A 21,630-nucleotide genomic window follows, 5' to 3' on the forward strand; every position below is an offset into this window, starting at 1 on the left:
TCGACCCACAATGAAAAACGCCCGGCAAAGGCCGGGCGTTCGTGTCGGGCCACCTTACTTATCGTCAGGTTGGTCCAGAACATTAGCGCTGTCGAGGGTGCCTTCGACTTCCTGCTTCATGCGCTTGAGGCCCATATGCCGCACATCGGTACCGCGCACCAGGTAAATCACCAGTTCGGAGATGTTGCGCGCATGGTCGCCGATGCGCTCCAGCGAGCGCAGCACCCAGATCACGTTGAGCACTCGGGAGATGGAGCGCGGGTCTTCCATCATGTAGGTCACCAGCTCGCGCAGCGCCGTCTTGTACTCGCGGTCGATGGTCTTGTCGTACTGCGCCACCGACAGGGCCAGGTCGGCGTCGAAGCGGGCGAAGGCGTCGAGCGCGTCGCGCACCATGATGCGTACCTGGTCGCCGATGTGCCGCACCTCGACGTAGCCACGCGGCGACTCGCCCTCCTCGCACAGCTGGATGGCGCGACGGGCGATCTTGGTCGATTCGTCGCCGATGCGCTCCAGGTCGATCACCGACTTGGAAATGCTGATGATCAGCCGCAGGTCGGAGGCCGCGGGCTGTCGACGTGCGAGGATGCGCAGGCATTCCTCGTCGATGTTGCGCTCCATCTGGTTGATCTGCTCGTCGACCTCGCGCACCTGCTGGGCCAGGCCGGAGTCGGCCTCGATCAGCGCGGTGACCGCGTCGTTGACCTGCTTCTCGACCAGCCCGCCCATGGCCAGCAGGTGGCTGCGCACCTCCTCGAGTTCGGCGTTGAACTGCTGCGAGATGTGATGGGTGAGGCCTTCTTTACTGATCATGGGTCGAATCCTTGGTGCGTCCACTCGGGATGATGCCAGCAACCGCTGCGAAGCCCTAGCCGTAGCGACCGGTAATGTAGTCTTCGGTCTGCTTCTTGGCGGGATTGGTGAACAGCGTGTCGGTATCGCCGAACTCCACCAGCTTGCCCATGTACATGAACGCCGTGTAGTCCGACACCCGCGCGGCCTGCTGCATGTTGTGGGTCACGATGACGATGGTGTACTTGGACTTGAGCTCGTAGATCAGCTCTTCGACCTTGAGCGTGGAAATCGGGTCGAGCGCCGAGCACGGTTCGTCGAGCAACAGTACCTCGGGCTCGACGGCGATGGTGCGGGCGATCACCAGACGCTGCTGCTGGCCGCCGGACAGGCCCAGCGCCGACTCGTGCAGGCGGTCCTTGACCTCGTCCCACAAGGCTGCGCCCCTGAGCGCCCACTCGACCGCTTCATCGAGGATGCGCTTCTTGTTGATGCCCTGGATGCGCAGGCCGTAGACCACATTCTCGTAGATGGTCTTGGGGAACGGGTTGGGCTTCTGGAACACCATGCCGACACGGCGACGCAGCTCGGCGACGTCCTCGCCCTTGCTATAGATGTCGTGGCCATAGAGGTTGATGGCACCCTGTACGCGGCAGCCATCGACCAGGTCGTTCATGCGGTTGAAGGTGCGCAGCAGGGTCGACTTGCCGCAGCCCGACGGGCCGATGAAGGCGGTCACGCGCTGCTTGGGAATGTTCATGCCGATGTCGAACAGCGCTTGCTTGTCGCCGTAGAACAGGCTCAGGCCGGGCACTTCGATGGCCACGGTCTCTTTCGCCAGGTTCAGGCTCTGCTTGTCGCGCCCCAGGGCCGACAGGTTGATGCCATGGGATGGGTTTTCATGCTGCATGGCAGACTCCAGAGGCTGTCAAATTCGGTTCAACGTTGGAATATTCCGGGGGCTGTGATGAGCTGTTCGCGGGCGGAGCGCTCACCGCCCTTGCGGGAGCGGGCTCTGCCCGCGAAGGGGCCATCACTGAAACACCCCTCAACTGTCCAGCGCCTTGTACTTCTCGCGCAAGTGGTTACGAATCCACACCGCCGACAGGTTCAGCGTAGCGATCACCAGCACCAGCAGCAATGCGGTGGCATACACCAGCGGTCGCGCGGCCTCCACGTTGGGGCTCTGGAAACCGACGTCGTAGATATGAAAGCCCAGGTGCATGATCTTCTGGTCCAGGTGCAGGTACGGGTAGTTGCCGTCCAGCGGCAGCGACGGCGCCAGCTTGACCACACCCACCAGCATCAACGGCGCCACCTCGCCAGCAGCGCGGGCCACGGCCAGGATCATGCCGGTCATCATTGCCGGGCTGGCCATGGGCAGGACGATCTTCCACAGGGTTTCCGCCTTGGTCGCGCCGAGGGCGAGCGAGCCCTCGCGCACGGTCCGCGGAATTCGTGCCAGGCCCTCCTCGGTGGCCACGATCACCACCGGCACCGCCAGCAGGGCCAGGGTCAGCGACGCCCACAACAGCCCCGGCGTGCCGAAGGTCGGCGCCGGCAGGGCCTCGGGAAAGAACAGCCGATCGAGCGAGCCACCGAGCACATAGACGAAGAACCCCAGGCCGAACACGCCATAGACGATGGCCGGTACACCCGCCAGGTTGTTCACCGCAATGCGGATCAGACGCGTGAAGGTATTCTGCTTGGCGTACTCACGCAGGTAGACCGCCGCCAGTACGCCGAACGGCGTGACGATGACGGCCATGATCAGGGTCATCATCACCGTGCCGAAGATGGCCGGAAAGATCCCGCCCTCGGTGTTGGCTTCGCGCGGGTCATCGCTGAGGAATTCCCACATCTTGCTGAAATAGAAACCCAGCTTGGTCAGCGTATTCATGGCATTGGGCTGATAGGCGTGGACGATCTGGCCCAGCTGAACCTCGATTTCCTTGCCGTTGGCGTCACGCACCGTGACGCTGTCGCGATTGACCTGGGCATGCAGCGCGCCCAGGCGGGTTTCGATGTCTTTGTAACTCGCGTCGAGCTCGGCGCGCTCGGCGTCCATGTCGGCCTGCGCCACAGGCGAGAGTTGGCCTTCGAGCTCCAGTCGGCGGGCCTGCAGGCGCAGCCTTTCCAGGCCGGCGTTGACCTTGCCGATATCGGACTTCTCCAGCCGCCTCAGTGCCTCCGCCAGGTCGCTGACCCGGGTGATGCGGCTTTGCAGTTCCGGCCAGGCAGTTTCGCCCTCGGCCACGACCTTGCCTTGTTCCTTGATATTGACCAGGTAGCCATAGAAATTGCCCCACTCGCGCCGCTCCAGCGCCATGAGCTCGGGCGGGGTGCTCTGCTCGACCAACCAGTCGCCGACGATCCAGGTGAAATCGGCACCATTGATGTCGCGGTTGCCGACCTTGACCAGCTCGCGGGTCATGAGTTCGGGGCCGCTGTCCGGCACCGGCAGGCCGGCACTTTTCAGACGTTCGCGCGGCACCTCTTCCTTCTGCACGATTTCGCCGATGACCAGGTGGTTGGCCATTCCCGGCACGTTGTAGCTGGCGTGTATCAGGTCGGCCGGCCAGAAATGTGCCAGGCCACGCACGGCGATCACCGCCAGCAGCCCCAGGGTCATGATCACCGCGATGGACACGGCCCCGCCGCTCAGCCATACGCCGGGCGAGCCGCTCTTGAACCAGCCTTTCAGGGAGTTCTGCTTCACAGCTGGCTACCTTTTCTCAAAGCGATGAATACTTTTTGCGCAGGCGCTGACGAATCAGCTCGGCCGCGGTGTTCATGACGAAGGTGAACAACAGCAGCACCAGGGCCGAGAGGAACAGCACGCGGTAGTGACTGCCGCCTACTTCCGACTCGGGCATTTCCACCGCGACGTTGGCCGCCAGGGTGCGCAGGCCTTCGAACAGGTTCATTTCCATGACCGGTGTGTTGCCGGTGGCCATCAGTACGATCATGGTCTCGCCCACGGCCCGGCCCATGCCGATCATCAGCGCCGAGAAGATGCCTGGGCTGGCGGTCAGAATCACCACCCGGGTCAAGGTCTGCCAGGGTGTGGCGCCCAGCGCCAGCGAACCCAGGGTCAGGCCCCGGGGCACGCTGAACACGGCATCTTCGGCAATCGAATAGATGTTCGGAATGACCGCGAAGCCCATGGCCAGACCGACCACCAAGGCGTTGCGCTGATCGTAGGTGATGCCCAGGTCGTTGCTGATCCACAGGCGCATGTCGCCGCCGAACCACCAGGTTTCCAGGAACGGGCTCATGTACAGCGCAAACCAGCCCACCAGCAGGATCACCGGGATCAGGATCGCGCTTTCCCAACCGTCCGGAATGCGCAGGCGGATCGACTCCGGCAGGCGACTGACCACGAAACCTGCGCTCAGGATGCCCAGCGGGGTAAGCAGGAGCAGGCTGAAGATACCGGGCAGGTGACCTTCGACATAAGGTGCCAGGAACAGGCCGGCGAAGAAGCCGAGGATCACCGTGGGCATGGCTTCCATCAGCTCGATGACCGGCTTGACCTTGCGGCGCATGCCGGGGGCCATGAAGTAGGCGGTGTAGATCGCTGCGGCAATGGCCAGCGGCGCGGCCAGCAGCATTGCGTAGAACGCTGCCTTCAAGGTGCCGAACGTCAGCGGCGCCAGGCTCATCTTGGGTTCGAAATCGGTGTTGGCTGCGGTCGACTGCCAGACATAGGCCGGTTTGTCGTAGTTTTCGTACCAGACCTTGCTCCACATCGAGCTCCACGAAACTTCCGGATGCGGGTTGTGCAGGGTCAAGGGCTGCAACGCGCCGTTGGCTTCGACCATGAGCTTGTTGGCCCGCGGCGCCATGGCGTAGATACCCGCGCCGTCGACCACGGGCTCGACCAGCAGGGTGCGGTGCGCCGTGCTGTGGAAAACCCCCAGCTGGCCGGATGCATCCAGGGCGGTGAAGCCCTTGCGCCGCTGTTCGGAGCTGATCTGGATGATCGGCGCGTGCCCCATCTGGAAGGTACGGATCTGCTTGAGGCGTGGTTCGCCGTCTTCGTCGCGAGCCATGAACCATTGCGCCAGGCCGCCCCTGGAGTCGCCGATGATCAGCGAGATACCGCCGACCAACTGGGCGCTGGCGGTGATCTGGGTGTCGGCGTTTTCGCTGAGCTTGTAGCGGCCGTTCATGCTGCGGTCGCGCAGGCTGAAAACATCGACCTGGGCACGGCCATTGATCACGTAAAGCCACTGCTGGCGCGGGTCGATGAAGATCGCCTTTACCGCCTGGTTCATCTGCGGCAGCTCGATGCGCTTCTGCTCGTTGGCGACCTCGCCGGTCATCATGTTTTCTTCGCGGGTGAGCTGCAGCACGTGGAGCTGGTCACCGGTCGAGCCGGCCAGGATCAGGCTGGAATCGCTGGCATTGATGCTCACCCGCTCCAGCGCGCGGCCCTGGGGGTCGAGCTCGATGGGAGCGTTGCCGTAGGGGTATTCGATCGCCGGGGTGACGGTCTTGTTGCCACCCGGGTAAGTCACCCGGTAGGTGTGGCGAAACACCAGAGCCTGGCCGTTGGACAGGCCCAGTACCACCAGTGGCGCACCTGGCTGGTCCTTGGCGCTGGCGGTCACGGTCACGCCGGCGGGAATCGGCAACGCCGTGCGCGACAGCTCTTCCCCGGTATGAGCATTGAAGAACAGTGCCGTGCCCTGCTCCGAGACGCGCATGCCCGCCTCGTTCTGCTCTTCGAGCGCATAAACCAGAGGCTTGCCGGCATCCTGCAGCCAAGCGGGATGCAGCGGCGGCTCGACCGTCAGGTCTGCGCCTTTGAACAGCGGCACCACCACGTAGGCGAGAAAGAAGAAGATCAAGGTGATCGCGGCCAGCACGGCCAGGCCACCGACCAACACATACCAGCGCGTGAAGCGATCCTTGAGCGCGCGAATACGCCGCTTGCGCTGCATCTCGGGCGTGTTGAAATCGATGCGCTTGGGTGGAGAAGTCGGGGTCATCGGGGAATTGGCCAGATCGTTCATGCGCACACCCTAGCGATCCTGTATGACAGAAACATGACAATGAGGTGACGCGACAAAAACGCCGGCCGGCTCAAGGCCGTCGGCGAATGGATGTAGGTTAATCCCGTAGGAGCGGTCTGTGGCCGCGAACCTGTCACTGCGGTGCATCAGGTGTGCCGCGGCGCTCGTTTCGCGGCCACTGGCCGCTCCTACGGGGTGGCGATGTTTATTGCTTGGCGACGTCTGCGCCTTCCTTCAGACCCAGGTCGGCCAGGGCCTTGGCGGCGACTTTGGCCGGCAGGGGAATGTAGCCATCCTTGACCACGACTTCCTGGCCCTGCTTGGACAGCATCAGCTTGACGAACTCGGCCTCCAGCGGCGCCAGCGGCTTGTTCGGCGCCTTGTTGACGTACACATAGAGGAAGCGCGACAACGGATACTTGCCGTTCAGGGCGTTTTCCTCGGTGTCTTCGATGAACTCGCTGGTGCCTTTCTTGGCCAGCGGCACGGTCTTCACACTGGCGGTCTTGTAACCGATACCCGAGTAGCCAATGCCATTGAGCGAGCTGCTGATCGACTGTACCACCGAGGCCGAGCCTGGCTGCTCGTTGACGTTGGGCTTGTAGTCACCCTTGCACAGGGCCTCTTCCTTGAAATAGCCATAGGTACCGGACACCGAATTGCGCCCGAACAGCTGCACCGGTTTGTTGGCCAGGTCGCCGGTCACGCCCAGTTCGCCCCAGGTCTTCACATCGGCCTTGGCGCCACACAGGCGAGTGGACGAGAACACCGCGTCGACCTGTTCCATGGTCAGGTGCTGGATCGGGTTGTCCTTGTGCACGAACACGGCCAGGGCGTCGACGGCCACCGGAATGGCCGTGGGCTTGTAGCCGTATTTCTGCTCGAAGGCCGCCATTTCGGTGTCCTTCATCTTGCGGCTCATGGGCCCCAGGTTGGCGGTGCCTTCGATCAGCGCCGTGGGCGCGGTGGCCGAACCTGCTGCCTGGATCTGGATGTTGACGTTCGGGTATTCCTTCTTGTAGTTCTCGGCCCACAAGGTCATCAGGTTGGCCAGGGTATCGGAGCCCACACTGGACAAGTTGCCCGACACGCCAGTGGTCTTGACGTAGGCAGGGATGGAAGGGTCGACGGCGGCTACCGCATTGCCAGTGGCAACGCCTGCGGCGACGAAGGTCATGGCGGCCATCAAACGCGTGAGTTTCATGCCTTGCTCCTAGCAAATCCAGAAAAGGGTGTTGACTCGGCGCTCGGTATTGGCGGGCCGTGGGGACACTCTATGAAAGGATTGTGACAGTAGGATGAATGGCCATCATCCTCCGTGCGGGCCTCGTTCGCTGGCTCTGCCAGCGAACGAGGCCAACGGATTCAGCGCTTCTTGGCCATCAGGTACAACCCGCACAAGAAGCCGATCACACAGATCGCCGCCACATAATAGGCCGGCCCCATGGGATTGGACTTCATCAGCAGGGTCACTGCCATCGGCGTCAGGCCGCCGAAGATGGCATAGGCCACGTTGTAGGAGAACGACAGGCCGGAGAAACGCACCACTGCCGGGAACGCCTTGACCATCACGTAGGGCACCGCGCCGATCACGCCCACGCACAGGCCAGTCACCGCATACAGCGGAAACAGCCAGTCGGGATGCGCGTGCAAGCTGTGGAACAGGGTCCAGGAGGTGGCCAGCAGCGCCAGGCTGCCGACCACGAACACCTTGCCGGCGCCGAAGCGGTCAGCCAGCGCGCCCGAACCGATGCAGCCCAGGCTCAGGAACACGATGGCCAGGCTGTTGGCCTGCAGCGACTGCTTGGGGGTAAAGCCGTAGAGGGTCTGCAGAATGGTCGGGGTCATCAGGATGACCACGATGATCCCCGCCGAGAGCAACCAGGTCAGCAGCATGGAAATGGCCACGGCCCCACGATGGTCGCGCAGCACCGTGCGCAGCGGCACTTCGGCGGCCAGCGCCTTGCGCTGCTGCAGTTCGGCGAAGACCGGGGTTTCATGCAGCCAGCGACGCAGGTACACCGACGCCAGGCCGAACACACCGCCGATCAGGAAAGGGATACGCCAGGCGTAGTCCGAAACCTCGGCCGGGGTGTAGATGCTGTTGATGGCAGTGGCCATCAGCGAGCCCAGCAGGATCCCGGTGGTCAAGCCGCAGGTCAGCGTGCCGCAGGCATAGCCGACGTTGCGCCCCGGCACATGCTCGGAGACGAACACCCAGGCCCCGGGTACTTCGCCGCCGATGGCCGCGCCCTGGATCACCCGCATCAACAGCAACAGGATGGGCGCAAAGATGCCGATCTGTGCGTAAGTGGGCAGTAGGCCCATGATCAGGGTGGGCACGGCCATCATGAAGATGCTCAACGTGAACATCTTCTTGCGCCCCAACAGGTCACCGAAGTGCGCCATGATGATGCCGCCCAGCGGCCGCGCCAGATAGCCAGCGGCGAAGATGCCGAAGGTTTGCATCAGCCGCAGCCACTCGGGCATGTCGGCAGGAAAGAACAACTTGCCCACCACCGCCGCAAAGAACACGAAGATGATGAAGTCGTAGAACTCAAGTGCACCGCCCAGGGCGGACAACGAAAGTGTCTTGTAATCACTGCGGGTCAGCGGACGCGAAGGCGGAGCGATACTCGAAGGCGCGGCGGTCATGTGATGTTCTCTTATATACAAATCCACAGCTTTGTTGCTGTTTTGGGTTTGGCAGTGCAGGCACGATAGCAAATTGCTAGAAAAAGCACATGGCCTGTATTGGCAATCGCAGTAATTGGACAGCGAACGGTCGTTATGGCGGTTCTGCGCCTATATACTGGCCTTAATTAAAGGGTGTTGTGCGAAAACGCAGCTAGCGTTGTAGCCGATTTCGCAGAGGTACCCTGTGTGCGCCAGTTGAAAGAAAAGCCGTGTAGGCTTTTGTCATTGGCGCCGATCAATGCGCCACTCCAATAAAGCGTCACGGGTCAGAGGCCCCCCCGGCATGATTGAACTCGAACAAGAAGATCCCATTCCCCAAGGCGACCTGGCCTTGCAGATCACCGCGCTGCCACGCGAAACCAACGGCTTTGGCGATATTTTCGGCGGCTGGCTGGTCGCCCAGATGGATCTGGCCGGAACGGCCATGGCCAGCAAGGTGGCCGGTGGACGGGTGGCGACGGTAGCCATCGATCGCATGGCGTTCCTGGTCCCGGTTGCCGTCGGCGCGCAATTGTCCTTCTATACCCAGACCCTGGAGATCGGCCGCAGCTCGATCCAGATGATGGTCGAGGTATGGAGCGACGATCCACTGTCGAGCGAATGGCGCAAGGTCACCGAGGCCGTCTTCGTATTCGTCGCCATCGACGGCAGCGGCCGCACGCGCGCGGTACCACCGCGGCGCTGATGTACCACCGGCGCATCAGCCGACTTTTTGAACCCATAGCGAGAACTCTTCATGTCTGAGCCGCAGGTCGAATCGGTCAAGCTCGATGAACTCAATTGCTGGCGCATCAGCACCGATCAGGCTGAGCTGCTGATCGCGCAACAAGGCGCCCAGGTAATCAGCTATCAGCGTCACGGTCAGCAGCCGCTGATCTGGCCCAACCCGGCCGCCCTCTACAAGCCGGGCAAGGCCGTTCGCACCGGCGTGCCGGTGTGTTGGCCATGGTTCGGCAACCTTGGGCGCAATCCCGAGGCGGTACAGGCCATGCGCACCGCCAGCGACGAGGCACCTGCCCACGGCCTGGTGCGGACGCTGGACTGGGAGTTGCTGGGTATCGACCAGCTCGAATCGGGCATCAAGGTCGAATTGAGCGTGCCGCAGGCAGCTCGCGGTGAATTGCCAGGGTGGCCGCACAAGGTCGAGGTCAGGCTGTGCGTGGTACTTGGCGAGGCGCTGGAGATCACCTTGCACAGTCGCAACCTGGACGACCATCCCGTCAGCCTGAGCCAGGCGCTGCACAGTTACTTTGCGGTGAGCGACGTGCGTCAGGCCACCGTCGAGTGCCTAGGCGGCCTGACCTACATCGAAACCCTGGACGGCTGGCAGCCCCGCCAGCAGGCTGGCGTGCTCGGGTTTGCCGGCGAAACCGACCGGATCTACCTGAATACTCCAGCGCAGCTGAGTTTCGTCGACCCGGGCTGGCAACGGCGGGTGACCCTCGCCTCCACCGGCTCGCGCAGCGCAGTGGTGTGGAACCCGTGGGTCGAGCGCGCCACGGCCTTGCCGGACATGGCCGACGACGGTTGGCAGGGCATGCTGTGCATCGAGACGGCGAACGTCTGGGATGACGTAGTGACGCTGGCACCCGGTGCGGCCTGTGCCATGGGCGTCAGGTTTACAGCTTCAGAGCTTTGATATTTGCAGGCAGGTCCGGCCTCTTCGCGGGCAGAGGGCTCGCCGCCCGCCCCGCTCCCACATGGACGCTGTATGCCCCACTGTGGGAGCGGGCTCTGCCCGCGAAGAGGCCAGACCTGCAAACTCATAAACTCACAAATCCGACTCCTTCACCACCCGCACTTTCTGCGCATCCAGCGCATAAGCCGCATCGGCCAGGTCGTTGCTGACCTTCTCCACCTTGACCTTGCCCGTGACCCACAACGGCGTGTAGATATCGGCCAGCTTCAGCCCCTTGGGGTAGCGCACCAGGATCAACTGGTTCGGCGGCGGCGGCGGAACGTGAATGCACGCGCCTGGGTATGGCACCAGGAAGAACAGCGTGCTGTTGCCCTTGGCATCGCTTTCCAGCGGAACGGGGTAGCCACCGATGCGAATGTCCTTGCCGTTCATGGCCGCCACGGTCTTGGTGGAATACATCACCGCCGGCAGACCCTTGGCTTGCTTCATGCCACCCTTTTCGGTGAACGTGCCCTGCGCCTCGGGTGAGTCGTGGTCGATTTCGGGCATCCGCTCCAAAGCCTGCTGGTCGGCCTTGGGCATCAGCTGCAGCCAGTCGGTTTCCGGCAGTTCAGCATGCGCAGTGGCTGCGGCGAACATGAAGCAGAGCAGTAGAAGTCGGCGCATGGCAGGGCCCAGAGTGGAAAGTCGGCCATTCTAACCACAGCCCAGACGTGACGCAGCCCCCATCGAGGCAAGCTCGAGGGGGGCTGCGGTGCAACCAGTCAGGTACCTGCAGGGCTGCCGCAGGTATCAGGCGCGTTGAGTCAACGCTTCTTGCTGACCATGCCGTAGATCACCAGCAGGATGATCGCGCCGACCAGCGCGCCGAGGAAGCCGGCACCTTCGCCAGCCCGGTAGATACCCAGCGCCTGACCACCGTAGGTCGCAGCCAGGGAACCGGCGATACCCAGCAGAATGGTCATGATCCAACCCATGCTGTCATCGCCAGGCTTCAGAAAACGCGCCAGCAGACCAACGATCAAGCCGATGAAGATAGTCCCGATGATTCCCATGATATTCCCTCTGATATGAACAGGCTTGATGCCAAGCTGCGATAGCAGCCTTGGCGTACAGCCATCAGAGGGTTGATGGTCGGCAATGGTTCCTCAACCCTGGCTAAGGGCCTGAACTTCGGCGATCTGGCGTTGCAACGTGGCGCGATCGGCACAGCGCACGGTGGCATGACCGACCTTGCGGCCAACCTTGAACGCCTTGCCGTAGTGGTGCAGATGGCAGTCGTCGATGGCCGCGACCTGCGCCACTGCCGGCACTTCGCCGATGAAGTTGAGCATGGCGCTTTCGCCGACCTTGGCGGTCGAACCCAATGGCAGCCCGGCCACGGCGCGCAGGTGGTTTTCGAACTGGCTGCACTCGGCGCCTTCGATCGTCCAGTGCCCGGAATTGTGCACGCGGGGCGCGATTTCATTGGCCTTCAAGCCACCATCCACTTCGAAGAACTCGAACGCCAGTACGCCAACGTAGTCGAGCTTTTCCAGCACACGGCCAGCGTAGTCTTCGGCCAGCCCCTGCAGTGGATGCGCGGTGCTTGCCACCGACAGGCGCAGGATGCCGGCCTCGTGGGTGTTGTGCACCAGCGGGTAGAAGCGGGTCTCGCCATCGCGTGCGCGCACGGCGATCAGCGACACTTCGCCGGTAAAGGGCACGAAGCCTTCGAGCAGGCACGGCACGCTGCCCAGTTCGGCGAAGGTCCCGGCCACGTCGGTGGCGCTGCGCAGGACCTTCTGGCCTTTGCCGTCATAGCCCAGGGTACGGGTTTTCAGCACGGCGGGCAGGCCGATGCTGGCCACCGCGGCGTCGAGATCGGCCTGGGACTGGATGTCGGCGAACGTCGGCGTCGGCACGCCCAGGTCCTTGAACATGCTTTTTTCGAACCAGCGGTCACGGGCGATGCGCAGCGCGTCGGCGCTGGGATACACCGGTACGAATTGCGACAGGAACGCCACGGTCTCGGCCGGAACGCTTTCGAACTCGAAGGTGACCAGGTCGACTTCGTCGGCCAACTGGCGCAGGTGATCCTGGTCGCCATAGTCGGCCCGCAGGTGCTCGCCCAGGGGGGCGGCACAGGCATCGGGCGCCGGGTCCAGGAACGCGAAATTCATCCCCAGGGGGGTACCGGCCAAGGCCAGCATGCGGCCCAGTTGGCCGCCACCGATTACACCGATCTTCATGTCAAAGAACCTCAGGCCTGGCGCGGGTCGGGATTGTCCAGAACGTTGTCTGTCTGCTCGGCGCGGAACGTTTTCAGCGCAGTGTGGAACTGCGGGTGCTTGGCGCCCAGGATGCTGGCCGACAGCAGCGCGGCGTTGATCGCGCCGGCCTTGCCGATGGCCAGTGTGGCGACCGGAATGCCCGCCGGCATCTGCACGATGGACAGCAGTGAGTCGACGCCCGACAGCATGGACGACTGCACCGGCACACCCAGCACCGGCAGGTGCGTCTTGGCCGCGCACATGCCTGGCAGATGCGCCGCGCCGCCGGCGCCGGCGATGATCACCTCGATGCCGCGGCTTTCGGCCTCGTCGGCATACTGGAACAGCAGGTCCGGGGTGCGGTGGGCGGAAACCACCTTGACCTCGAAGGGAATACCGAGCTTTTCCAGCATATCGGCGGTGTGGCTAAGGGTGGACCAATCGGACTTGGAGCCCATGATCACGCCAACCAATGCACTCATCGTCGAGCCTCTTCTCTTGGGCGCCCGCAGGCGCGTCAAAAAACAACGAGCCACGCAGGAAGACCGGCGTGGCTCGTTATGCGAATAATGGCCGGAACAGACCGGCCGAAGGCCGCGCAGTATACCGTAAGAATGAAGATTTATTGCAGCCATCTCGACCGACCGTCAAATGGCTGCGAAGCGCGGGTTTGTTGACTTTCAGGTCAGTGAAATCGGCGGTGAACGCTTCGCGGCCACTGGCCGCTCCTACACGAAACACGATGGCTTTGCGTAGGAGCGGCCAGTGGCCGCGAAGGCAGCACCGCCGAATCGAGTCAGGCGCTGCCCGCCGCCGCACCCTCCAACCGCTTCCACAACAGCCGCACATTGGCCTTGCGCACCAACGCACAGCGATACACGCGAATCTCCAACGGCACGTGCCACTGCTGCCCGCCACACACCACCAGCTCGCCGCGAGCCAGCTCGGCGCGTACGCTCAGGCGCGGCACCCAGGCGATCCCCAGGCCTTCGAGCGCCATGCTTTTCAGGCTGTCGGCCATGGCGGTTTCGTACACCGTGGTATAGCGCAGGCTGCGCTGGCGCAGCAGCAGGTTCACCGAGCGCCCGAGAAACGCGCCTGCAGAATAAGCCAGCAGTGGAATGCTGCCCTCGCCTTCCAGGTCGAACAACGGCTGGCCCTGGGCGTCGCTGGCGCAGATGGGCAGCATCTCGGTGGTGCCCAGATGCAGGGACGGAAATATCTCAGGGTCCATCTGCATCGCCGAATCGGGGTCGTAGAACGCCAGCATCAGGTCGCAGCCGCCCTCGCGCAACGCATGCACTGCATCGCCGACGTTGGTGGCCACAAGACGCGTGGCGATGGGCAGGCCGTCGTTGCGCAGTTTCGCGATCCAGCCCGGAAAGAACCCCAATGCCAGCGAGTGCGCTGCAGCCACCTGCATGACTTCACCCTGTCCGCCTTCCAAGTGATGCAGATGACGCAAGACCTCGCCCAGTTGGTCGACCACCGTGCGCGCCGTGACCAGAAACAACTGACCGGCCTCGGTCAACTCGACCGGCGTGCGCGATCGATTCACCAACGTCAGGCCCAGCGCAGCTTCCAGGCTGCGGATACGCCGGCTGAACGCAGGCTGGGTGACGAAGCGGCGTTCAGCCGCTTGTGAAAAGCTGCGGGTGGCCGCCAGTGCGCTGAAATCTTCCAGCCATTTGCTTTCCAGGTTCATGTCGGTTCTCGGTACGTTGATTCGGGCAGCGTGTAACAGCCGGACGCGGCTCGCGCCGCTGCTACAGGGATCCCTTGTAGCAGCGGCGCAAGCCGCGTCGGCGGACAACACCGACGTCATTGGAATACGCCGGATCACCCTTGCGCGTCACATGCGCCATTATGCCGATTATGCATACCCCAGCAAGCATCAGCATTAGCCGCAAATCTGCTACAGGCCTAGCATTGCAAGCATTCCGGCACTTGCCGGGCCTCTACAGAGATTATCTCTATCATGTCCTCCGCTGCATCACTGCGCACTGAAAAAGACCTGCTCGGCGTTCTCGAAGTCCCGGCTGAAGCCTACTACGGCATTCAAACCCTGCGCGCCGTGCACAACTTCCGCCTCTCCGGGGTGCCGTTGTCGCACTACCCCAAGCTGGTCGTGGCCCTGGCCATGGTCAAGCAGGCCGCCGCCGATGCCAACCACCAGTTGGGGCATCTGAACACAGCCAAGCATGCGGCAATCAGTGAAGCGTGTGCCCGCCTGGTGCGCGGCGATTTCCACGATCAGTTCGTGGTCGACATGATTCAGGGTGGCGCCGGTACGTCCACCAACATGAATGCCAACGAGGTGATCGCCAACATCGCCCTGGAAGTCATGGGCCATCAGAAAGGCGAATACCAGTACCTGCACCCCAACAACGACGTGAACATGGCGCAGTCGACCAACGACGCCTACCCGACGGCCATTCGCCTGGGTCTGCTGCTGGGCCACGACGCCCTGCTGGCCAGCCTCGACAGCCTCATCCAGGCATTCGCCGCCAAGGGCGTGGAATTCGCCCACGTGTTGAAGATGGGTCGGACCCAGCTGCAGGACGCCGTGCCGATGACTCTGGGCCAGGAATTCAAGGCCTTCGCCACCACGTTGACCGAAGACCTCAACCGCCTGCGCAGCCTGGCTCCGGAACTGCTGACCGAAGTCAACCTGGGTGGCACCGCCATCGGCACCGGCATCAACGCCGACCCGGGCTATCAGGCCCTGGCCGTGTCGCGCCTGGCCACCATCAGCGGCCAGCCGCTGGTGCCCGCCGCCGACCTGATCGAAGCAACCTCCGACATGGGTGCCTTCGTGCTGTTCTCCGGCATGCTCAAGCGCACTGCGGTCAAGCTGTCGAAGATCTGCAACGACCTGCGCCTGCTGTCCAGCGGCCCGCGTACCGGCATCAACGAGATCAACCTGCCGGCGCGCCAGCCGGGCAGCTCGATCATGCCGGGCAAGGTCAATCCGGTGATTCCCGAAGCGGTCAACATGTGCGCCTTCGAGATCATGGGCAACGACCTGGCCCTGACCATCGCCGCCGAGGGCGGGCAGTTGCAGCTCAACGTCATGGAACCGCTGATCGCCTACAAGATCTTCGACTCCATCCGCCTGCTGCAGCGCGCCATGGACATGCTGCGTGAACACTGCATCGTCGGCATCACCGCCAACGAACAGCGCTGCCGCGAGCTGGTGGAGCACTCCATCGGCCTGGTCACCGCGCTGAACCCCTACATTGGCTATGAAAACGCCACCCGTATCGCTCGCATCGCCCTGCAGACAGGTCGCGGCGTGCTTGAGCTGGTACGTGAGGAAGGCCTGCTCGACGACGCCATGCTGGCCGACATCCTGCGCCCGGAAAACATGATCGCGCCGCGCCTCGTGCCCCTCAAGGCCTGAGCCGGCCGTACGCTCACCAGGTCGAGGGACTAGACACCTCTCACCTTTTGAGGGCTCCGAGAGCAATTTCGGAGCCCTTTTTTTGTGCCGCTGTAACGCCCTGGGTCAAACATCCCACAAGATGAATATGCCCAGTCCTATGCACCAAAAAGCTGCGCGGCCTTACACCTATGGGTATAGTGCCGCCCTTTTGAACTTGACGAGGTAACCCCCATGCTTGAAGTCATCAACGACTTCCTCTCGGGAAAAGTCCTGATCGTGCTTATCGTCGGCCTCGGTGGCTATTTCACCGTGCGCTCGCGCTTCGTCCAACTGCGCCACTTCCTGCACATGTTCAGTGTGTTCCGCGACAGCCTGCGCAACAGTTCAGACCAGCTCAGCTCGTTTCAGGCACTGATGCTCAGCCTGGCCGGGCGAGTCGGCGCCGGTAACATCGCAGGCGTCGGCATTGCCGTGACCCTGGGTGGCCCGGGCGCGGTGTTCTGGATGTGGGTCACCGCCCTGGTGGGCATGGCCAGCAGCTTCTTCGAATGTACCCTGGCGCAGGCCTACAAGCGCTGCGACCCCGACGGCCAATACCGCGGCGGTCCTTCGTTCTACATTCAGCACGGCCTGGGCAAGCGCTGGCTGGGCATGGTCATGGCGGTGCTGTTGCTGCTGACCTTCGGCTTTGCCTTCAACGGCCTGCAATCGCATGCGGTCACCAGTTCGCTGAACGATGCCTTCGGCCTGTCCACCACTTGGACCGGCGTCGGCCTGGCCGCGTTGCTGGGCCTGGTGTTCTTCGGTGGTATCAAGCGAATCGCGGCGGTCGCCGACCTGCTGGTGCCGGTCAAGACCCTGGCCTACATCGCCGTCAGCCTCTATGTGATCGTGCTGCAGTTCGATCAGGTTCCGGAAATGCTGGCGACCATCGTGCGCAGCGCGTTCGGCCTGGACCCGGTATTCGGCGGCCTGCTCGGCAGCGCCATCGTCATGGGCGTGAAACGTGGTGTGTTCGCCAACGAAGCGGGCCTGGGCAGTGCGCCCAACGTGGCCGCCGTGGCGCAGGTCGAACACCCGGTTGCACAGGGCGTGGTGCAGGCGTTCAGCGTCTTCCTCGACACTTTCGTGATCTGTACCTGTACCGCACTGGTGATCCTGCTGTCGGGCTTCTACACGCCGGGCTTCGAGGGCGATGGCATTGCTCTGACGCAGAACTCGCTGGCCAACGTGGTGGGTGAATGGGGCCGGGTGTTCATCAGTGTCGCCTTGTCGCTGTTCGTGTTCACCTCGATCCTCTACAACTATTATCTGGGCGAGAACAGCCTGCGCTTCCTCATCGGCGACAACCGCAAGGCGGTGCTGGTGTACCGCGCGATCGTGCTGTTGCTGATCTTCTGGGGCGCCATCGAAAACCTGGAAACGGTGTTTGCCTTCGCCGACATCACCATGACCCTGCTGGCCTTCGTCAACCTGATCGCTTTGGCCATGCTGTTCAAGACCGGCCTGCGCCTGCTGCGCGACTATGATGCGCAGCGCAGTGCCGGGATCAAGGTACCGGTGTTCGATTCGCGGCAGTTCGCCGACCTCGACCTGGACCTCAAGGCCTGGCCGGTGCCAAATCCGGCAGCAGCCGATGAAAAGGCCCAGGCACCCCTGCCCGTCCAGCGTTAAGGAGGCTTCTGCATGAGCATCGCATCCCCTGCCCGTCATGTGCGGGTGCTGTACACCGGCGGCACCATCGGCATGCAGGCCAGTGCCAATGGCCTGGCTCCGGCTTCGGGCTTCGAGGCGCGCATGCGCGAACAGCTCGCCGCCCAGCCTGAACGGGTGGTGCCGCACTTCAGCTTCGAGGAACTGCTGCCGCTGATCGACAGCGCCAACATGACGCCGGCCTACTGGCAGCGTCTGCGCGAAGCCGTGGTTCGAGCGGTGGATGAGCAGGGGTGCGATGCCGTACTGATCCTGCATGGCACCGACACGCTGGCGTACAGCGCGGCGGCCATGAGTTTCCAGTTGCTGGGGCTCCAGGCACCGGTGCTGTTCACCGGTTCCATGCTGCCTGCCGGGGTGCCCGGCAGCGATGCCTGGGAAAACGTCAACGGCGCCCTGGCAGATCTCGCCAGGGGCCTGGAGCCGGGTGTGCACCTGCATTTCCACGGTGCGTTGCTGCCGCCGACCCGCTGCGCCAAGGTGCGCAGCTCGGGGCGCAATCCGTTTGCCGCATTGCGGCGCACGGGTGGCGCCGCCAGGGTCGCACCGATGCCGGCGGCGCTGGATTATCGCCAGCCACGTCAGCCTGCCAGCATCGGTGTATTGCCGCTGTACCCCGGCCTCGGCGTGCCGCTGTTGCAGGCGGTCGTGGACAGCGGGGTGCAGGCCTTGCTGCTCGAATGCTACGGCAGCGGCACCGGGCCGTCCGACAACGCGGCGTTCCTCGACGCGCTGCGGGCAGCCCAGGCGCGGGGCATCGTGGTCGTGGCGCTGACGCAATGCCAGGAAGGCGGCGTCGAACTGGATGTGTATGAAGCCGGTAGCCGCCTGCGCGATGCAGGCGTGCTCTCCGGCGGCGGCATGACCCGCGAGACGGCACTGGGCAAGCTGCACGCATTGCTGGGTGCAGGCTTGCCGGTGGAAGAAGTCCGCCGCCTGGTAGAACTCGACCTGTGCGGCGAACTGGCCTGATCGAAACCGCGGCGCGCCCTTCGCGCTGCTCCAAGGGTTGCGCACATCCGTAGGAGCGGTCAGCGGCCGCGAAACAGACGCTGCGGTGCATCAGACAGACTGCGGCGCGCCCTTCGCGGCCACGGACCGCTCCTACGAAGCTTGCACGATCCCGTAGGAGCGGTCATCGGCCGCGAAACAGGCGCTGCGGTGCATCAGACAGACTGCGGCGCGCCCTTCGCGGCCACGGGCCGCTCCTGCGAAGCTTGCACGATCCCGTAGGAGCGGTCAGCGGCCGCGAAACAGGCGCTGCGGTGCATCAGACAGACTGCGGCGCGCCCTTCGCGGCCACGGGCCGCTCCTGCGAAGCTTGCACGATCCCGTAGGAGCGGTCAGCGGCCGCGAAACAGGCGCCGCGGTGTCACTGTCACTCAGCAGCCGGTCAGGCGTTCCACACGCGCTTCGTTGGGAAAGAACAACGGACGCAGGCGAACGCCAACGCTGTTGCCGATGAAGGCGGCGACCAGCCACAGCCAGCCATGCAGGCTGCCAGAGGCAATGCCGCTGAAATACGCACCGATGTTGCAGCCATAAGCCAGGCGCGACCCATAGCCTAGTAACAACCCGCCAATCACGGCCGCGATCAGTGACCGGCGCGGGATCTTCAAGCTGGGCGCGAAATGTCCGGCCAACCCCGCCGCCAGCAGTGCACCCAGCACGATACCGATGTCCATGACGCTGGTGATGTCCTCCCACACCGGCGCAGCCAGCGCCTTGGCGTTGGATGCGGTTTGCCAGAACGCCCAACTGCCCACGTCCACGCCCAACCCACTGGCCACTTTCGCCCCCCACAGCGCAAACGCCGAAGTGATGCCCCAAGGCCGCCCGGCCAGCGCCAACGTGGCGAAGTTCAGCAGCGCCAGCGCGACTGCTCCCCACACCAAGGGCCACGGCCCGCGCAGGAACCTGTTCGAACCAGGCGTCGCCCGCACGTCGGGTGTTTCCAGCGCACCATGCCGACGCCGTTCCAGGCCCACCGTCACCCACGCGATCAGCGCGAACACGCCCAAGCTCAGCAACAGCGCCGGCACCACGCCCAGGCTCTTGACGATCGAGATCGCCGGCAACGATGGCAAGGCAAACCACCAGTCCACATGGTGGGTCGCGATCAGTGAGCCACAGATGAAGAACAGCAGGGTCACCAGCATGCGTGCGTTGCCACCACCGACGGTGAACAGCGTCCCCGACGCGCAACCGCCACCCAGCTGCATGCCGATGCCGAAAATGAAGGCACCGAACACCACCGACAAACCGGCGGGCGCGACCAGCCCCACCACCGGCTGGCCGAACAGGCTGCCTACACCCAGAACCGGAAAGAACAGCAGCACCGCCAGCGCCAGCATGACCATCTGCGCCCGCAGCCCTGCGCCTCGGCGATCACTGATGAAAACCCGCCAGGCAGACGTGAAGCCGAACGCTGCGTGATAAAGCGTCAGACCCAGGGCCGCACCGACCGCCCACAACAGCACCTGGCGCGAACCCACCGCAGCGGCGAGAAACACCCCACCGAGCACCAGCAGAGAGATCGCCACCAGCGGCGCACCCAGTGCACGCCGTGGGGCAACAGAAAAAGTCGAACTCATGGCAGCATCCGAATAGAGAGACAAGACAGCGCAGCAGTATAAAACCTAAAGCCAGGTGTTGATGCGTCTCTGCGACCAGAGCGACTTCAGGCCGCAGGTGATCGGTGCCAGGCACCCGCAGGATTTTGTGAACAACCTTCTTGCAACGTTCCCTCGACGCACCGGTCAGAAACTGTCCAACCACGGCTGAGCAAGCCATTTCACTGTATGTAATACCAGATGATTAGCGCGATCTGTGGATAAGCCTGTGTATAACCTTGGGTATAACCCTGTGGATACCTGTGTGGATAATCTTCCGAGTGCTGTTGGATGCACTCGCTCGCACAAGATGCCAAGATGACCGTCACGACCCACCGGAGCACGACCATGTCCGACCTCGCCATTCGTCCTGTTACCGCAGCCGACCATCTTGCCTGGCTGAACCTCTGGCGGGCCTACCAGCTTTTCTACCAGACCGAGATTCCCGACGCCGTGACCCAGGTCACCTGGCAACGCATGCTCGACGACGCCGAACCCATGCACGCGGCGCTTGCCTGGCGCGACGGCGTGGCCATCGGCATGGTTCACTACATCTATCACCGCTCGTGCTGGACCATTGAAAACTCCTGCTACCTGCAGGATCTGCTGGTGGATGCTTCGGTACGCGGTGGGGGCGTGGGTCGCCAGTTGATCGAGTTCGTCTACGCAACCGCCAAGACCGCCGGTTGCGCCAAGGTCCACTGGCTCACCCATGAAACCAACAGCACCGCCATCGGGCTGTACCGGAATATCGCCGAGCAGCCCGGTTTCATCCAATTTCGCAAGCCACTCTAGGAGCTGCCATGCCCACATCCGCCTCCGCATCCGACTGGAAGCCCGTCAAGGCACCCGTGGCGACCACCATGAACGGTCGCTTCATCCGCCTGGAGAAACTCGATCCCAAGCGCCATGGTGAAGACCTCTGGGAAGCCCTGCAGGGGCCGCAGTCCGACGCGCAGCTGTGGGACTACCTGCCCTACGGCCCCTTCAACGACCTGGAGCTGTTCTACATCTGGCTCGACGGCTATGCCATCAGCAACGATCCGCTGGGCTTCTGCGTGGTCGACCAGCACACCGGCAAAGCCGAAGGCATCCTCAGCCTGATGTCCATCGTGCCGGCGCACGGACGCCTGGAAGTGGGCCACGTGGCCTTTGCCGCCTCCATGCAGCGCACGCCCAAGGGGACCGAGGCGATCTACCTGGCGCTCAAGCTGGCATTCGGTCAGGGCTATCGCCGGGTCGAATGGAAGTGCGACAACGCCAACAAACGTTCGCGCCGCGCCGCCGAACGCGTCGGTTTCAGCCTCGAAGGTGTGTTCCGCCAGCACATGGTGGTCAAGGGTCGCAACCGTGACACGGCGTACTTTTCCATCACCCACAGCGAGTGGCCGGCAATCGAGGCAGCGTTCGAGGGCTGGCTGGCGGTAGACAACCAGCCTTCTTCCGGCCAGCGCAAACCCTTGGAACAGTTTCGCGTCGGCGTTTAAATAATTCTGTAAAGACCAGGGGCTATACAGGA

At 63.3% G+C, this 21,630-nt stretch carries 19 protein-coding genes; 7 read left to right on the plus strand and 12 right to left on the minus strand.

The features are described 5' to 3' along the window. Positions 1-54: 54 nt before the first annotated feature. The 6 genes from phoU to IFT75_RS13270 form a co-directional block, all read right to left on the minus strand. The gene (phoU, locus tag IFT75_RS13245) at positions 55-813 is read right to left on the minus strand and encodes a phosphate signaling complex protein PhoU (protein WP_043192144.1); all 759 of its coding nucleotides are present in this window, start codon (positions 811-813) and stop codon (positions 55-57) included. Positions 814-868: 55 nt separating this feature from the next. Further along, positions 869-1,702, minus strand: a complete 834-nt coding sequence (gene pstB, locus IFT75_RS13250; RefSeq protein ID WP_122479985.1) for a phosphate ABC transporter ATP-binding protein PstB — start codon at positions 1,700-1,702, stop codon at positions 869-871. A 138-nt stretch (positions 1,703-1,840) separates the two neighbouring features. Continuing rightward, positions 1,841-3,511 carry a phosphate ABC transporter permease PstA gene (gene pstA, locus IFT75_RS13255; protein ID WP_192055141.1) on the minus strand — a complete coding sequence of 557 codons (1,671 nt, stop codon included), beginning with the start codon at positions 3,509-3,511 and terminating at the stop codon, positions 1,841-1,843. Between the two features lie 16 nt (positions 3,512-3,527). Further along, a complete protein-coding gene (locus IFT75_RS13260; RefSeq protein WP_446730960.1) occupies positions 3,528-5,561 on the minus strand; it encodes an ABC transporter permease subunit in 2,034 nt (677 codons plus the stop codon). A 457-nt stretch (positions 5,562-6,018) separates the two neighbouring features. After that, positions 6,019-7,017 (minus strand): phosphate ABC transporter substrate-binding protein PstS, encoded by a 999-nt coding sequence (locus IFT75_RS13265; protein ID WP_192055144.1) that lies wholly within the window; start codon positions 7,015-7,017, stop codon positions 6,019-6,021. 161 nt (positions 7,018-7,178) lie between these two features. Next, positions 7,179-8,468 (minus strand): MFS transporter, encoded by a 1,290-nt coding sequence (locus tag IFT75_RS13270; protein ID WP_122479989.1) that lies wholly within the window; start codon positions 8,466-8,468, stop codon positions 7,179-7,181. Positions 8,469-8,793: 325 nt separating this feature from the next. On the opposite strand from IFT75_RS13270, the gene IFT75_RS13275 reads away from it, so the two are divergent. After that, complete coding sequence (locus IFT75_RS13275; RefSeq protein WP_043192132.1) at positions 8,794-9,195, plus strand: acyl-CoA thioesterase; 402 nt, start codon at positions 8,794-8,796, stop codon at positions 9,193-9,195. A 51-nt stretch (positions 9,196-9,246) separates the two neighbouring features. Continuing rightward, positions 9,247-10,149: a D-hexose-6-phosphate mutarotase gene (locus IFT75_RS13280; protein ID WP_185794653.1), complete on the plus strand. Its 903-nt coding sequence runs from the start codon at positions 9,247-9,249 to the stop codon at positions 10,147-10,149. A 132-nt stretch (positions 10,150-10,281) separates the two neighbouring features. Here IFT75_RS13280 and IFT75_RS13285 read toward each other — a convergent pair whose 3' ends face one another. The 5 genes from IFT75_RS13285 to IFT75_RS13305 form a co-directional block, all read right to left on the minus strand. Further along, positions 10,282-10,815: a DUF3299 domain-containing protein gene (locus tag IFT75_RS13285; RefSeq protein WP_192055145.1), complete on the minus strand. Its 534-nt coding sequence runs from the start codon at positions 10,813-10,815 to the stop codon at positions 10,282-10,284. 140 nt (positions 10,816-10,955) lie between these two features. After that, positions 10,956-11,204, minus strand: a complete 249-nt coding sequence (locus IFT75_RS13290) for a GlsB/YeaQ/YmgE family stress response membrane protein (RefSeq protein WP_122479992.1) — start codon at positions 11,202-11,204, stop codon at positions 10,956-10,958. 93 nt (positions 11,205-11,297) lie between these two features. Then, positions 11,298-12,380 (minus strand): 5-(carboxyamino)imidazole ribonucleotide synthase, encoded by a 1,083-nt coding sequence (locus IFT75_RS13295; RefSeq protein WP_192055146.1) that lies wholly within the window; start codon positions 12,378-12,380, stop codon positions 11,298-11,300. Positions 12,381-12,391: 11 nt separating this feature from the next. Continuing rightward, entirely contained in the window at positions 12,392-12,883 is a 492-nt protein-coding gene (purE, locus tag IFT75_RS13300) for a 5-(carboxyamino)imidazole ribonucleotide mutase (protein WP_122479994.1), read from the minus strand. A gap of 314 nt (positions 12,884-13,197) precedes the next feature. Next, entirely contained in the window at positions 13,198-14,106 is a 909-nt protein-coding gene (locus IFT75_RS13305) for a LysR substrate-binding domain-containing protein (protein WP_122479995.1), read from the minus strand. Positions 14,107-14,379: 273 nt separating this feature from the next. Here IFT75_RS13305 and IFT75_RS13310 point away from each other — a divergent pair, with 273 nt between their 5' ends. The 3 genes from IFT75_RS13310 to IFT75_RS13320 all read left to right on the plus strand — a co-directional run bounded on the left by IFT75_RS13310 (position 14,380) and on the right by IFT75_RS13320 (position 18,471). Beyond that, the gene (locus tag IFT75_RS13310; RefSeq protein WP_122479996.1) at positions 14,380-15,804 is read left to right on the plus strand and encodes an aspartate ammonia-lyase; all 1,425 of its coding nucleotides are present in this window, start codon (positions 14,380-14,382) and stop codon (positions 15,802-15,804) included. A gap of 213 nt (positions 15,805-16,017) precedes the next feature. Next, a complete protein-coding gene (locus IFT75_RS13315; RefSeq protein WP_185794650.1) occupies positions 16,018-17,460 on the plus strand; it encodes an alanine/glycine:cation symporter family protein in 1,443 nt (480 codons plus the stop codon). A gap of 12 nt (positions 17,461-17,472) precedes the next feature. Then, complete coding sequence (locus IFT75_RS13320; protein ID WP_185794649.1) at positions 17,473-18,471, plus strand: asparaginase; 999 nt, start codon at positions 17,473-17,475, stop codon at positions 18,469-18,471. A 410-nt stretch (positions 18,472-18,881) separates the two neighbouring features. Here the strand turns inward: IFT75_RS13320 and IFT75_RS13325 are convergent, their stop codons facing one another. Next, entirely contained in the window at positions 18,882-20,093 is a 1,212-nt protein-coding gene (locus tag IFT75_RS13325; RefSeq protein WP_185794648.1) for a YeeE/YedE family protein, read from the minus strand. A gap of 366 nt (positions 20,094-20,459) precedes the next feature. On the opposite strand from IFT75_RS13325, the gene IFT75_RS13330 reads away from it, so the two are divergent. Both IFT75_RS13330 and IFT75_RS13335 read left to right on the plus strand, forming a co-directional pair. Next, positions 20,460-20,906, plus strand: coding sequence for a GNAT family N-acetyltransferase (locus IFT75_RS13330; protein WP_192055147.1), 447 nt, complete (start codon positions 20,460-20,462; stop codon positions 20,904-20,906). Positions 20,907-20,914: 8 nt separating this feature from the next. Further along, positions 20,915-21,598 (plus strand): GNAT family N-acetyltransferase, encoded by a 684-nt coding sequence (locus tag IFT75_RS13335; RefSeq protein WP_122480001.1) that lies wholly within the window; start codon positions 20,915-20,917, stop codon positions 21,596-21,598. Positions 21,599-21,630: the final 32 nt, after the last annotated feature.

The sequence above is a fragment of the Pseudomonas sp. CFBP 8758 genome (assembly GCF_014841725.1).
GTDB lineage: Bacteria > Pseudomonadota > Gammaproteobacteria > Pseudomonadales > Pseudomonadaceae > Aquipseudomonas > Aquipseudomonas baltica.